13 protein-coding genes and 2 rRNA genes (1 of these 15 running past the window's edge) are annotated in these 13626 nt (G+C 38.1%); 13 read left to right on the top strand and 2 right to left on the bottom strand.

Translation table 11 applies throughout. The features are described 5' to 3' along the window. The 3 genes from PQ460_RS23450 to PQ460_RS23440 all read left to right on the top strand — a co-directional run. Nucleotides 1-649 (top strand): 23S ribosomal RNA (locus PQ460_RS23450) (it extends 2275 nt beyond the left edge of the window). Between the two features lie 64 nt (nt 650-713). Next, nucleotides 714-830: ribosomal RNA gene (gene rrf / locus PQ460_RS23445) — 5S ribosomal RNA — on the top strand. A 1114-nt stretch (nt 831-1944) separates the two neighbouring features. Further along, complete coding sequence (locus tag PQ460_RS23440) at nt 1945-2373, top strand: hypothetical protein (RefSeq protein WP_273614305.1); 429 nt, start codon at nt 1945-1947, stop codon at nt 2371-2373. A 514-nt stretch (nt 2374-2887) separates the two neighbouring features. Here the strand turns inward: PQ460_RS23440 and PQ460_RS23435 are convergent. Then, nucleotides 2888-3412, bottom strand: coding sequence for a hypothetical protein (locus PQ460_RS23435; protein ID WP_273614306.1), 525 nt, complete (start codon nt 3410-3412; stop codon nt 2888-2890). Nucleotides 3413-3675: 263 nt separating this feature from the next. On the opposite strand from PQ460_RS23435, the gene PQ460_RS23430 reads away from it, so the two are divergent. The 9 genes from PQ460_RS23430 to rsmI all read left to right on the top strand — a co-directional run bounded on the left by PQ460_RS23430 (nt 3676) and on the right by rsmI (nt 11380). Next, complete coding sequence (locus PQ460_RS23430; protein ID WP_274171328.1) at nt 3676-5262, top strand: aminotransferase class I/II-fold pyridoxal phosphate-dependent enzyme; 1587 nt, start codon at nt 3676-3678, stop codon at nt 5260-5262. 40 nt (nt 5263-5302) lie between these two features. Then, nucleotides 5303-5941: a dTMP kinase gene (tmk, locus tag PQ460_RS23425; protein ID WP_274171327.1), complete on the top strand. Its 639-nt coding sequence runs from the start codon at nt 5303-5305 to the stop codon at nt 5939-5941. 154 nt (nt 5942-6095) lie between these two features. Continuing rightward, nucleotides 6096-6425, top strand: a complete 330-nt coding sequence (locus PQ460_RS23420; RefSeq protein WP_069326055.1) for a cyclic-di-AMP receptor — start codon at nt 6096-6098, stop codon at nt 6423-6425. A gap of 346 nt (nt 6426-6771) precedes the next feature. Continuing rightward, a complete protein-coding gene (locus PQ460_RS23415; RefSeq protein WP_273614309.1) occupies nt 6772-7215 on the top strand; it encodes a YaaR family protein in 444 nt (147 codons plus the stop codon). Nucleotides 7216-7263: 48 nt separating this feature from the next. Then, a complete protein-coding gene (gene holB, locus PQ460_RS23410) occupies nt 7264-8238 on the top strand; it encodes a DNA polymerase III subunit delta' (protein WP_273614310.1) in 975 nt (324 codons plus the stop codon). Between the two features lie 171 nt (nt 8239-8409). Beyond that, nucleotides 8410-9210, top strand: a complete 801-nt coding sequence (locus PQ460_RS23405) for a PSP1 domain-containing protein (protein WP_069326058.1) — start codon at nt 8410-8412, stop codon at nt 9208-9210. Nucleotides 9211-9241: 31 nt separating this feature from the next. Continuing rightward, on the top strand, nt 9242-9613 hold the full coding sequence (yabA, locus tag PQ460_RS23400) for a DNA replication initiation control protein YabA (RefSeq protein ID WP_204827289.1): 372 nt from the start codon (nt 9242-9244) through the stop codon (nt 9611-9613). A gap of 106 nt (nt 9614-9719) precedes the next feature. Beyond that, nucleotides 9720-10472, top strand: coding sequence for a tRNA1(Val) (adenine(37)-N6)-methyltransferase (locus PQ460_RS23395; protein WP_274171326.1), 753 nt, complete (start codon nt 9720-9722; stop codon nt 10470-10472). Beyond that, nucleotides 10469-11380, top strand: a complete 912-nt coding sequence (gene rsmI / locus PQ460_RS23390) for a 16S rRNA (cytidine(1402)-2'-O)-methyltransferase (RefSeq protein WP_273614312.1) — start codon at nt 10469-10471, stop codon at nt 11378-11380. Before PQ460_RS23395 ends, rsmI begins: the two co-directional genes overlap by 4 nt. Before the next feature lie 326 nt (nt 11381-11706). Here rsmI and PQ460_RS23385 read toward each other — a convergent pair whose 3' ends face one another. Continuing rightward, a complete protein-coding gene (locus PQ460_RS23385) occupies nt 11707-11961 on the bottom strand; it encodes an AbrB/MazE/SpoVT family DNA-binding domain-containing protein (protein WP_017815545.1) in 255 nt (84 codons plus the stop codon). A 332-nt stretch (nt 11962-12293) separates the two neighbouring features. Here PQ460_RS23385 and PQ460_RS23380 point away from each other — a divergent pair, with 332 nt between their 5' ends. Next, entirely contained in the window at nt 12294-13616 is a 1323-nt protein-coding gene (locus PQ460_RS23380) for an HD domain-containing protein (protein WP_273614313.1), read from the top strand. The last annotated feature ends 10 nt before the right edge of the window (nt 13617-13626 follow it).

Genomic DNA, 13626 nt, shown 5'->3' with positions numbered 1-13626 from the left:
TTTGACTGGGGCGGTCGCCTCCTAAAGTGTAACGGAGGCGCCCTAAGGTTCCCTCAGAATGGTTGGAAATCATTCGAAGAGTGTAAAGGCATAAGGGAGCTTGACTGCGAGACAGACACGTCGAGCAGGGACGAAAGTCGGGCTTAGTGATCCGGTGGTACCGCATGGAAGGGCCATCGCTCAACGGATAAAAGCTACCCTGGGGATAACAGGCTTATCTCCCCCAAGAGTCCACATCGACGGGGAGGTTTGGCACCTCGATGTCGGCTCATCGCATCCTGGGGCTGAAGTAGGTCCCAAGGGTTGGGCTGTTCGCCCATTAAAGCGGTACGCGAGCTGGGTTCAGAACGTCGTGAGACAGTTCGGTCCCTATCTGTCGTGGGCGTAGGAAATTTGAGAGGAGCTGTCCTTAGTACGAGAGGACCGGGATGGACGCACCGCTGGTGTACCAGTTGTTCCGCCAGGAGCATCGCTGGGTAGCTACGTGCGGAAGGGATAAGCGCTGAAAGCATCTAAGCGTGAAGCCCCCCTCAAGATGAGATTTCCCAGTATGTAAGACCCCTTGTAGACGACGAGGTCAATAGGTTGGGGGTGGAAGTGCCGTAAGGCATGGAGCTGACCAATACTAATCGGTCGAGGGCTTATCCAAATAAGCTAACACGCGATGGTTTTCGTTTTCGGATTCAGTTTTCAGGGAGCAACACACCTGCCTGTTTGGTAATGATGGCGGAGGGGTTCCACACGTACCCATCCCGAACACGACCGTTAAGCCCTCCAGCGCCGATGGTACTTGGACCGCAGGGTCCTGGGAGAGTAGGACGTTGCCAAGCAACGCGCAAGACCGAAAAGAGTGATTCCTGATTGAAGGATTCGCTCTTTTTTTGTATATAAAAGGATGGAAATCATGGTGTGGTAATAAGTCTGGTGAACAGGGTGGAGGGACAGGTGTAGGGATAGATGGTTTACTGCTGCTGTTGTAGGCGAGGAATATGCAATGTCTGGGGATTATTTTATAATAGACTTGTTGTGCGAACCTTTCTAACTTTCTTCGAGTAGTGTTCTAGTAGTCTATCCCTTTATACCTTTGTCTCTCTAACGTAACGTTTCTCCTACTCATTCTCACTTTCCTTCATTTCTATGTACTTTTGATGCTCTTTTCTCTCTACTAATCGGCTCTGCCTAATGCTGTCCTTCTCTTCCCCTAGTGCCGTTTTTGATCTCCTGATAGTACATAGATTGTAAAGTAGTCTGGTCTTTTGCTTTAGGTTTGTGGAGTATCTTTCATTAGATATCTTTTGCTCTGCATTTTCTCATGCTCTTTACTTTTATTCGCTTCCTGTTGTTGGGGGAGAATACACTGAGTTTTAATACATATTTTGTACAGTATTTGAAACGGTTGATTGGTACGGCTATATAAGTACGTACTAAGAAGCTTTCAGTTTGATTAGATCAGTCAATATAAATCGATTGCAAGAGTTAGAACACAGGATGAATGATTCTAAAAGGCTATGCTATAGCTTCATAAGAGCTTTAATAATGCTTCGATAGAGTGTTACATATCTTAAACTAGCCCTGATTGTAGGCTTAAGAAACATGTTTAGATACATCTTTCGCTCAAATATTTACTCAACAATAGAGAGAATATATAAGATTTTGTATCTTCATTTCGTGGAAGTGTAACTGTTTTGTTACAGAAGTTGTTGAAACAACAGTTATAATAGAGACAAGTAATAAATAGGTCTAAGGTCATGATAGCGGAAAAAAGTTATTTTAATATATTATTTAAAAATATCTAAAAAATAATTAAGACGTAATTGCGTACTGCATAAAGATGTATAATGTATAATTATACATCTTGCCAATGAAGATATTCATTAATGTCTAATGGAGTAAAAAATAACTTCAATAATACTGGATGATTGTTTTAGTTAGGGGGACGATGTGATGTGGGGGAAAAGCAAACATCGAATATGGAATGTATTATGGGTAGGCGTTTTTTTAGGGATATTAGCAGGTTGTTCTCAATCTAATATTTCTTGGACTCATTATCAAGGTGCTTTTGTAGAGTCTAGCTTTCCTATTCCAGAAGAAGTGAAAGAGATGGATACCATTATTAATAATAGTAAAATGAATTATGTACGTTATGAGTTACCAGGTATCGAATCTTCTACTTTACCAGAAGCATATATGCAAGAAATTAAAAACTGGGGCTGGAAGCAACAACAGGAAAGTATAGGTGAAAGTAATACCAATTTTGTATTTATTCAAGGGGATCGCACGTTACAATTGGTATTGCAGAAAAATTACTTAACTGTCATTGTACCTGATAAAAGTTCAAGAGCACCTATTGCTGAAGCTACTATTAACCCGTAATATGGCGAAATGAATAGAGTGAGTATGCTTTATCTAAGCTATAAAATACAAATAAAAAAGTAACATCAAAAAAACGGTATCTCTTTGTTAAAAGATACCGTTTTTTGATGTTTATTCTGTGTAATTGTTATTGATCTTTAAGCATTGTTACTGACCTTTAAGCTATGAATGCTGGGAATAGTGTGAGTAACTGGAGATGAATCCAGTTAGGTTTCCCCATATAGATAGCAGACAGCTTAGTTGTTAAAAAGAGAGCAATGCTTACTAATTACTATAATGGTGGGTAGCTAATGACTATAATGCTAACTACTATAATAGAGAATAGTTTGATTTTATTATTCATGCACTATCGCTACAGCAATCGAATCTTAATACTGTATTAGCTTATTGAATATTTGGCTGGAACATTTTACTTATAGCTTTAACTAATATAATTGTTGAGAACTGTTGAGCACGATTGATTATTTTGAGCATGACTACGTACTATAAATAAAGAATGAGTATAGTGCTGAAGCTATTGAATATAATAAGATACTTCTTCTTTTGTCAATTTAATAATGCCATCTTTACGTTTACGGAATAAACGAAGTAAGATAATCAAACGAGGTAAGCAGAACCAAATATGCCACATGACTAAAGAGATTGAGAAGTCGAGTGGAAGCCACATACACAAAATAGCGGCAAAGCAAAATCCGATCCACGTTGTATGTAATAACACTCTGCGGAATGTAGAATAGCCCATAAATTGATCTGGTAAATAACCGATCCATGGAAATTGGATTTGAAATTTCCAACGTTTACGTAAGTGATTAACGGTCATGATCAATACAGAGCGAGAAATCACATATTGAATCCATAACACTAAAGGAAAAGAAAGTAGCCAAAATCCAATACTAGACCATGAGAAGTAATAAAGCTCAATCATTAACGTGACAATAGGTACTAATAAATAAATCCAGTTCCACATTCTAGTGACTGGCCATTTTTTAATAAGTTGGTATTGATAAAATGTTGCATTTTGTTGAGCTTCTGTTACCATTCAATGCGCCCCTCCTTTTAGTGATGATTTGCTACTAAGATTACAATATAGAAATGTTTATTTTTGATAGCATTAGTAATAAGCGTTATTTATTGAAGTGACTGGTTGTTATCATTATATCGGTCAAATATGTACCTTTTGAAATACACGAGCTTAAATTATAAGTCTTTTTGTAGATCGAAGCGAAGTTGAGACGATATCTGTTATTTTGATTATAATAAGAATAGGGAACAATACACAATAAATATTATAGGAATGACAATATGAATAATAAATGGATACCTTCTACAACGAAACAATGCAAAGCTCCTCTATACGATGCTTTATCTCGTTATGCTTCTTCTACTCAGAAAAGCTTCCATGTGCCAGGACACAAAAATGGTATGATCTATACTGATGTACTCAACCAAATGACCGGGGCAGATTTATTCCATTCTGTATTGCAATGGGATGTTACTGAAATTAGTGGTACAGATGACCTTCATCATCCTGAAGGAGTTATTCAAGAAGCCCAACAGTTAGCAGCACAATGTTTTGGAGCTGAAGAAAGTCATTTTCTTATAGGTGGAAGTACAGTTGGTAACTTAGCTCTTATTTTAACAGTATGTAGTCATCCTGGTGATATCATTATTGTACAGCGTAATGTCCATAAATCTGTTCTAAACGGATTGATGATGGCAGGAGCGAAAGCAGTCTTTTTAACGCCAGAGATAGATCAAACAAGTGGTTTGGCTGTAATTCCTAGTATTGAAAATATAGAAGCAGCTCTTACACAATATCCTACAGCTAGAGCTGTTTTTCTTTCGTCGCCTAATTATTATGGCATGGGGAAAGACTTGAGTGATATTGCTGCTACTTGTTATCGGTATGAGATACCACTATTGGTAGATGAAGCGCATGGAGCACATTATGGTCATCATCAGCGTTTTCCTAATAGTGCACTCACTGCCGGTGCAGATGGTGTGGTGCAATCCACTCACAAAATGTTATCGTCGATGACGATGAGTGCTATGTTACATGTGCAGGGTGATTTGCTTACTCGTTCTTTATTAAAGCAGCGGTTAACTATGATTCAGAGTTCAAGCCCCTCGTATCCGTTGATGGCTTCTTTAGACCTGAGTCGTTATATATTAGATTGTTATGGAGAACAAGTCTTTGCTACAGGGTTACAAGCTAGAGATACTTTTATTGATGAATTAGCTCGTCATCAAAGATTTGGTTATTTATTGTGCTCCGAAGAATATTATACACAAGATCCTTTTAAAGTGGTGATCTACGATCGGGACGGTTATTTATCTGGCGAAGTCTTGCAAGAACGGTTAGAGTATTATGGATGTGTGCCTGAGATGAGTGATGATCGATATGTTGTATTGGTATTTAGTATGGGTTCGACGTTAGACGATAGTTATTGTCTGTTAGAAGCTCTGGCAAAGATTGCTCAAGAACCCCTGCAATCTATTGTGATAGGTGATACAAATGATATAGAGCAAGATACTATTTCTACCTTATTAGAGCTTACAGACTGTTCTGAGGTCGCAAATGATAATGATGCAGAGCAGAGAGAACAGAAAGTGTATATAGATTCCAATTTATCGACTATATCTGAGCCTATCTTATTTACAATGACACCGATTGATGAAGACAAAATAGAAGTTATTGCTCTAGAACAGGCAGAAGGACGAATATGTGCAGAAATGGTGATTCCTTACCCTCCAGGCATTCCGATTTTGTATGCAGGAGAAACAATCCATTCATCTGTATATACTAGACTATTAACGTTACGAACACATGGTCATAAAATACAAGGCACTGCTGATGCTACATTAAATACATTGCGTGTCTATCAATAGAGGTCTACCGCGAAGTAGTCTACAGAAAGCAGGAATAAGAATGAAGTCAAAAGGTTTATTTATTGTGTTAGAAGGTATGGATGGTAGTGGCAAAACAAGTCAGCTTGAGCATATTAAACGTTACTTGAACGAACAAGGGATAGATTTTTTATCAACTCGTGAACCGGGAGGAATCTCTGTTTCTGAACAGATTCGTGAAGTGATTTTGAATGTAGATAATGATATGAGTGGTCTAACCGAGTGTCTGCTATACGCTAGTGCTAGAAGAGAACATTTAATTCAGAAAGTGATTCCTGCTCTAAATGATGGACGAATCGTTATCTGTGATCGGTATGTGATGTCTTCTTTGGCTTATCAAGGATATGGACGTGAACTAGGTAAAGCTGTAATGGATATTAATCAATTGGCTATTAATGTAGATGGTCAGCAGTATTGGGCGGATATGAATATCTACATCGATGTGAAGCCAGAAGTAGGATTAGAACGCATTATGTCCAAATCAGGTGAACGTGAAGTCAACCGGCTTGATCTGGAGACGCTGGAATTTCATCATCGGGTACATAAAGGATATATGGAACTGTCCGAGCAACATGCAGAGCAGTTTGTAATGATCAATGGTGAACAGGATGAACACAGTGTTTTTGGCGATATTAAGCAGGTATTGGATCAGTTGATTTAAGCTTACCGTGTATAACAATAAGGAATATGCTTCTGATTTGGGGCAGTCGGTTACAATATGAATAAAGAGTAAATAGAGGTATTATTCGTATAGATGTCGAATAAACTAAACAGGGCTAGGTGCCTTACAGATCTGTAAAAGGAGGGCTATTATAATGAAACTGATTATTGCGATCGTGCAAGATAAAGATAGTAACCGTCTATCAGGCGAATTGGTAAAAGCTAATTTTCGGGCTACCAAACTAGCGAGTACGGGTGGATTTCTACGTGCTGGAAATACAACATTTATGATTGGTGTTGATGATAGCCAGATCGAAGCTGTTATGGAAGTCATTCGTAATAGTTGTAAAATTCGTGAGCAACTGGTTACACCGGTAACTCCGATGAGCGGTACAACCGATTCGTATCTTCCATTGCCAGTAGAAGTACAGGTGGGTGGCGCTACTGTATTCGTTATGCCTGTTGAACGCTTTGAGCATTTCTAAAAAAGTTTTTGATTTTATTTCAAAAAATACGCAAAAATCGTTACATCTTCAAACATAATAGAATAATAAAGAGTATAATTAAGAAATAAACAGAGGATCGGTTACGTTATTGAGAACCGGTCCGTCTTTATTATCTGCTACCAATCGGTTATCGTTCGACAAGCTAATACGTAAAAATTGAAGTTTTTTCATTTTACTATTCGCAAATCGTAACATTTGAACGATACTAATTAATAACGACTCTGTTTAGCAACTGCTAATTGATATATACAAAACCAAGCATGTATAAAGGAAGTCTGGACTTTACAGCTAGAAGTCTAATGCCAGCAAAGAAAGGAAGAGAATAATGAAAATCAACCCCGGTTATCCTCCATTAAAAAGTAATCCTATCGTATCGGATACTCCTAATAAAGTTGTACAACAACGGAACTTTTCAGATGTTCTTCATAATCATGGTGCTCAAGCAACACATGATGATATCCAACGTCAATTTAAAGAAATTCAAATGCAGGGTGACCGGCTTGCGAAATCAATGACACTACGCGAACTCAAATCGTATCAAATGTTAGTAAAACGCTTTTTGGAAGATACGGTTCGTCGCGGTGTTAAAGTAAAAGAAACACAAAGCTTTGATCGTCGGGGTCGGGGCAAAAAGTATAAATTGTTAGATGAAGTCGATTCCATGTTGCTAAGTATGGCTGAAGAATTGCTTCAAAGTGAAGAAGGAAGAATAGAATTATTGCAGCGGATGGGCGAAATTCGCGGTATGCTGATTAATTTTCTATATTAAGAAAGTAAAATAGATGTGTTGAAGTGTGTGGTTCAGTAAGGAGGCACCATGTCTTTTCAAGAAATTATCGGGCAAGATATTGCCAAGCAGATGTTACAGAACGGTCTGCGTAGTCAAAAGATTTCTCATGCGTATTTGTTTAGCGGCCCAGCAGGTAGCGGACAAATGAAAATGGCTAACAGCTTTGCTCAAGCTTTGGTATGTATTCATAAAGGTGATGAAGCCTGTGGAGAATGTATACAATGTCGTAAAATGAAAAATGGAAATCATCCTGATTTTCATGTGATCGAGCCGGATGGTGCTTCGATTAAAATTGAGCAAATCCGCGATATTCAGCGGATTTTTTCGTATCGTTCAGAATCGGGAAACCGTAAAATATATATTATTAAAGATGCAGATAAAATGACGATACAAGCGTCTAATAGTCTGTTAAAATTTCTAGAAGAACCACCAGCACCAGCGGTAGCTATCCTTTTAACAGAAAATGCACAGTCAGTATTACCTACGATTCGTTCTCGTACACAACCTATAGTATTTACGCCACCTGATCCTCAGAAAATGGCTCAAATCTTAGGAGATGAAGGATTTCCAATGCCTTTAGTACGATGTGTTGTTCATATTGCGTCTGATCTAGATGAATGCCGAGAATTGCTAGCAGAGAATTGGTTTGCAGAAATCAGAAACGTAATGTTACAATTAGGGAAGGAATCCGCAGGTAGAGGGAGTATGAGCCTTATTACTGCTCAGCAAAAGCTGTTTAAAGGCGGACTTGGAGATCATATTGAGCCTGTATTTGATCTTTTCCACTTATGGTTTAAGGATATGATTCATATCCAGATTGGAAGGCACGAGAGTATCGTTTTTATAGATCAGTTAGAGTCTCTCTCCAAAGTGGCTACCACTCGTGATATGCAGCATTGGATATCTTGTATGTCGCTTGCTGCAGAGTGTAAGAAAATGCTTCGTTCTCATGTGAATCCACAGTTATGCATGGAGCAATTTCTTATAGGCGTTAGCGGTTGAAGGAGCTTCATCACAGACCGGACGGTGTATAACATCATGCGGAGCGCACAAGCTTAACAACGCACACTTTTTGAATACGTCATGTCAGGTGAACACAAGAAGTAATTCTTCAGATCGGAATTTTTGCCGTAGAGTTGAAAAACGGTATTGGCAAATGAGGGGGCTTATCTTTTGTATAGTGTAGTAGGAGTCCGCTTTAAAAAAGCGGGTAAAATATATTATTTCGATCCGTTAGACTTTCCAGTCGAAAGTGAACAACACGTTATTGTAGAAACTGCACGTGGGATTGAATATGGTAAAGTAGTGATTGGCAAAAAAGAGGTAAATGAGTCGGATGTCGTTCTTCCTTTGAAAAAAGTGATTCGGATTGCAGAAGATCATGATGCTCAAGTGGTAGAAGAAAATCGGATCGCAGCTAAAAATGCTTTTACGACCTGTTTAAACAAAATCAGAGAGCATGAGCTGAAAATGAAACTTGTCGATGTAGAATTTACATTTGATCGCAATAAAATCATTTTCTATTTTACAGCAGAAGGTCGAGTCGATTTTCGAGAACTGGTTAAAGATTTAGCAAGCATTTTCCGTACACGTATCGAATTGCGTCAAATCGGTGTGCGTGATGAAGCTAAAATGCTAGGCGGTATAGGTCCTTGTGGACGTATTCTATGCTGTTCTTCCTGGTTAGGTGATTTTGAGCCAGTATCAATCAAAATGGCTAAAGATCAAAGCTTGTCCTTGAATCCGACCAAGATTTCTGGATTGTGTGGACGTCTAATGTGTTGTCTTAAATTCGAGCATGATAATTATGAGAGCGTGAAGGAAGAACTTCCGGCTATCGGTAAATTTGTCGTCACTTCGCTAGGCGATGGTAAAGTGGTCGGTATCAATGCCGGTTCGCGTACTGTACATGTTCAGATCTTTGATATCAGTAAAGTCAAAGAACTGCCATTGGATGACGTGGTCGTGAAGTAAACCCGATCAAGGCTGCTTTTGAGGTGGGAACTTGGAGAAGAAAAATCTTTTTACACACATTCACGAATTGGAAACAAAGATGGATCATATGCATGGCGATATGGGTAAAATGAAGCAAGCTGTGAAAGAGCTGTTAGAAGAAAATCAACGTCTAAGTACTGAAAATGAACAATTGCGTCGTGTTCTGAAAAAAGAAGTTCCTGTTATTGAACCTAAATCGGTAGGAACGTACTCTTCTAAATTGTATTCAGACTTACCTGATCTAGAAGTAGTTGGAGAAGGTTATGATAATCTGGCACGTATTTATCACGAAGGCTTCCATATCTGTAATGTGTATTATGGACATTTGCGTACAGAAGGCGATTGCTTGTTCTGCCTTTCTTTTTTGAATAAATCTGAATAGTATCATTATCCAAACCGCGGACAGCAACATGCCGCGGTTTTTATATAGTATCGATGTAAAAGCGCAGGATCATTTCTAAAGAAAGCAAGATCAGAAAGGAAATACCATGAACGAACAACCACTTCTGGCAGATGAGCGTATTGATGATCTGCTCACGTACAATCTTAAAATTATTCAAAGTCGAGAAGTATTTAGCTTTTCGATGGATGCGGTATTGTTAGCACGATTTGCAAGTATTCCTAAGCGTGGTAAAGTGATTGATCTATGTACAGGCAATGGAGTCATTCCTATTTTGTTGTCGACACGTACCCATGCTAGTATTGAAGGGGTAGAAATACAAGAACGCCTGGCAGATATGGCAATGCGTAGTGTGACGATGAATGGCTTAGAAGAACAAGTCAAAATTCGAGTACAAGATCTTAAAGATATGCCACTTGTCGGTGAACGAGAAGCGTATGATGCGGTAACAGTAAATCCACCTTATGCGCCTGTAACAGGAAGTGATATGAAATTAAATATCCATCATGCTATGGCAAGACATGAGATTGGATGTACGCTGGAAGATGTGATTCGTACATCTTCCAAACTGCTTCGTAACGGTGGTAAACTGTCAATGGTTCACCGTCCTCATCGCTTAGCAGATATTATTATTTTGATGCGACAATATGGAGTAGAGCCAAAACGTATTCGATTTGTACATCCTCGTCAACATATGGAAGCCAATATGGTATTGATTGAAGGATTACGTGGAGGAAAGCCTGAAATGCGTATGTTACCGCCACTTATCGTATATGATGAACAGGAGCAATACACTACAGATCTCAAAGCAGTCTATTACGGGTTAAAGGAGTCACTATGAGCATACAGATTCAAAAAAGCTTTGCCAAAGGGGAGTCTGCTGTTCTGCACGAAGGAGCAGGTACGTTATATCTTGTTGCTACTCCGATTGGTAACTTGGAAGATATGACTTATCGTGCTGTACGCACACTGCAAGAATGCGATATCGTTGCTGCTGAAGATACAAGGCAGACACGTAAATTATTGACTCATTTTGATATTACACCAGGCAAATTACTTAGTTATCATGAGCACAATAAAAAAGCGAGCGGCCCTGAATTAATCCGCCTTATTATAGAAGGAAGTAGTCTTGCACTTGTAAGCGATGCAGGATTGCCTGCTATTTCGGATCCCGGGCAAGAATTGGTGAAGCTGGCATTAGAACAGCAAATTGCGGTTGTGCCTATTCCTGGGGCAAATGCGGCTTTATCTGCTTTGATTGCTTCTGGATTATCGACAGATCGGTTTACATTTGTAGGATTTTTGCCAAGAGACAGCAAAGGTCAAGAAGAAGTACTAGGTAGTGTTAAGCATGGAGCAGGTACATTACTATTATATGAATCTCCCCATCGCATTATCAAAACGTTACTGGCGATTGCACATCATCTTGGAAATCGTAATATCGTATTAGCACGCGAGCTAACGAAGCGTCATGAAGAGTGGACACGAGGCAGTGTTGAAGAAGCATTAGAATGGTTAGAAACTCATCCACCTATCGGCGAATATTGCGTTGTTATTGAAGGGCAATCGTTAACTGAAGCCAAAGCAGAAGCAAGTGAATGGTGGCAACAGATGAGTATCGAAGAACATGTGATGCACTACGAAAATAAAGAAAACATTTCACGTAAAGATGCTATGAAAAAAACAGCAAAAGACCGCGAAATCTCTAAACGTGATGTGTATCAAGTTCTTTTAGATGAACAAGAGTAAACCGTCTAAAAATGCTTTCTCAATAACTGATTTTAGAGTCTATATTTATAATAGAAGAAACTCGTTATATCTATTATTTTTTCACAAAAATGAATATTCAAATAGGTAACATAATGTAGGAATCTTAAATTGTTTAAGATTCCTTTTTGATGTGTAAATTGGAAGTACTATGCAAAAGGAAGTATAATAAACGCCAAGCCTTTTTTTGAAAACCAAAAGAAAGCAAAAAAATACCTTTACCCAGACAAAATGCTGAGTAAAGGCCCAAGGAGATATTAAAAAGGTTAGAATTAATAAGTTGATAATTCTAGTATAACCTATTTTATTTATTTTGTCACAGGGACAGGAATTTCGGAAATACATTCATTACAAACGATTTTTCCTTTAAAATAAGTTACATTTTCAGCATTACCGCAGAAAATACAAGCAGGCTCGTATTTTTTAAGCATGATGCGTTCGCCATCAACGTAGATTTCCAAAGCGTCTTTTTCTCCGATACCTAGTGTACGGCGAAGTTCGATAGGAATTACTACGCGGCCCAATTCGTCTACTTTTCTTACAATACCAGTTGATTTCATCATTACTGATCAATCCTCTCAAATTTAAATATATTAGTTGTTATTGGTTTGTTTGATGTGCTATCATTCGACAAATTTCTATGTTTTATGATATTCATAATACCAACGTTTCCCAAATCAGTCAACCTATAAATTGAGAAAAATAGAGTTTTTTTCTGTTTTTTTTGAAAAAATATTTTTATATAGCGGTATTATAAGGTATTATGGGCTTAAAATTATTTTGTCGATTTGGAAATTCGTAACTTGTATATACCGACATCATTCGACATTATCATCGAAGAATTTATTTTTAATTTTAAATAGTTGTGTTTTAGAGATAGAAGGAGGAGTTTGTTTTGAAGCCTGTACAACCTTTAGGAGAAGAAAAAGTATTTAAAGATCCTGTACATAATTATATCCACGTGCAAGATCGTTTAATCTGGACATTGATTAATACACCTGAATTTCAAAGATTACGTCGTATCAGACAATTGGGAACTTCTTATTTAACTTTTCATGGAGCAGAGCATAGTCGATTTTCTCATTCATTAGGTGTGTATGAAATTACACGTCGTATTATTTCTCAATTTGAACGTGGTGGTTATGAAGATTGGCCGCGAGAAGAAAGTCTAGTGGCTTTGTGTGCAGCTTTATTGCATGATCTAGGTCATGGGCCTTTTTCACATTCTATAGAAGAAGCATTTGATATGGATCATGAAGAATGGACCTGTCGTATTCTGCTTGGCGATACAGAAGTAAACCGTGTATTGGAAGAAGCAGAAACAGGTCTAGCTGAACGAGTCGCTTCTGTTATTCGCAAAGATTATGAAAAACCGATTGTTGTCAATTTGGTGTCTAGTCCGCTGGATGCTGATCGTATGGACTATTTGTTACGTGATGCTTATTTTACAGGCGTGAATTATGGAACGATTGATGTGGATCGTATTTTGCGGATGCTTCGTCCTCATAATGGTAGAGTAGTGGTTAAAGAATCTGGGATGCATGCGATTGAAGATTATTTGATGGCACGTTATCAAATGTACTGGCAAGTGTACTTTCATCCTGTAACTCGAAGTTCGGATATTGTTTTGCGACAGATTTTCCGCCGGGCTAAAGAATTGTTCGATCAAGGATTTGCATTTAAATTTTTACCGTACCCGTTACCTGCTTTATTTGAAGGAAATATTCAAGTACATGATTATTTATTGCTAGATGAAGCATTAGTACAGACAGCTTTTATGCAGTGGACACGAGAAGATGATGAAATTCTTGCAGATGTGTGTCATCGCTTTATGCAACGTAGACTGTATAAATATGTAGAGACCGATTTAATTGATTTGGAAACGATCGATAGTATTCGAAATGAATTTGCTAGAGTGGGATTGCATCCTCAATATGATCTGGAAATCGATTTTCCAACTGATCTTCCTTATGATGTATTTCGTCCGGGCGATCCGAAAAAGGAAAAACAAATTCTACTATTAGATCGTCAAAATCGTATTCAAGAAATTTCAGAAGTATCGGATATTGTACGTTCAATCAGCGGTATTCATCGTGGTCGATATCATCTCTACTATCCGCAGGATAAATTGGAAAAAGTCATTCATCAGTTATCAGAAGAAGTAGCAGCAATATTTGAAAATAAAATCAATCCACCTCAAATGGAATTTGAAATCTAAAATAAAAGAA

This window comes from Paenibacillus sp. KACC 21273 (assembly GCF_028736095.1).
Lineage (GTDB): Bacteria > Bacillota > Bacilli > Paenibacillales > Paenibacillaceae > Saccharibacillus > Saccharibacillus kyungheensis.
This window is presented reverse-complemented; position numbering and strand designations above follow the sequence as displayed.

What these genes read in the sequence shown, in the direction of transcription:
- PQ460_RS23435 (WP_273614306.1), bottom strand. Translation starts at nt 3,412, where the DNA reads ATGGTAACAGAAGCTCAACAAAATGCAACATTTTATCAATACCAACTT.
- PQ460_RS23430 (WP_274171328.1), top strand. Translation starts at nt 3,676, where the DNA reads ATGAATAATAAATGGATACCTTCTACAACGAAACAATGCAAAGCTCCT.
- rsmI (WP_273614312.1), top strand. Translation starts at nt 10,469, where the DNA reads ATGAGCATACAGATTCAAAAAAGCTTTGCCAAAGGGGAGTCTGCTGTT.
- PQ460_RS23440 (WP_273614305.1), top strand. Translation starts at nt 1,945, where the DNA reads ATGTGGGGGAAAAGCAAACATCGAATATGGAATGTATTATGGGTAGGC.
- PQ460_RS23420 (WP_069326055.1), top strand. Translation starts at nt 6,096, where the DNA reads ATGAAACTGATTATTGCGATCGTGCAAGATAAAGATAGTAACCGTCTA.
- PQ460_RS23395 (WP_274171326.1), top strand. Translation starts at nt 9,720, where the DNA reads ATGAACGAACAACCACTTCTGGCAGATGAGCGTATTGATGATCTGCTC.
- holB (WP_273614310.1), top strand. Translation starts at nt 7,264, where the DNA reads ATGTCTTTTCAAGAAATTATCGGGCAAGATATTGCCAAGCAGATGTTA.
- PQ460_RS23415 (WP_273614309.1), top strand. Translation starts at nt 6,772, where the DNA reads ATGAAAATCAACCCCGGTTATCCTCCATTAAAAAGTAATCCTATCGTA.
- tmk (WP_274171327.1), top strand. Translation starts at nt 5,303, where the DNA reads ATGAAGTCAAAAGGTTTATTTATTGTGTTAGAAGGTATGGATGGTAGT.
- PQ460_RS23385 (WP_017815545.1), bottom strand. Translation starts at nt 11,961, where the DNA reads ATGATGAAATCAACTGGTATTGTAAGAAAAGTAGACGAATTGGGCCGC.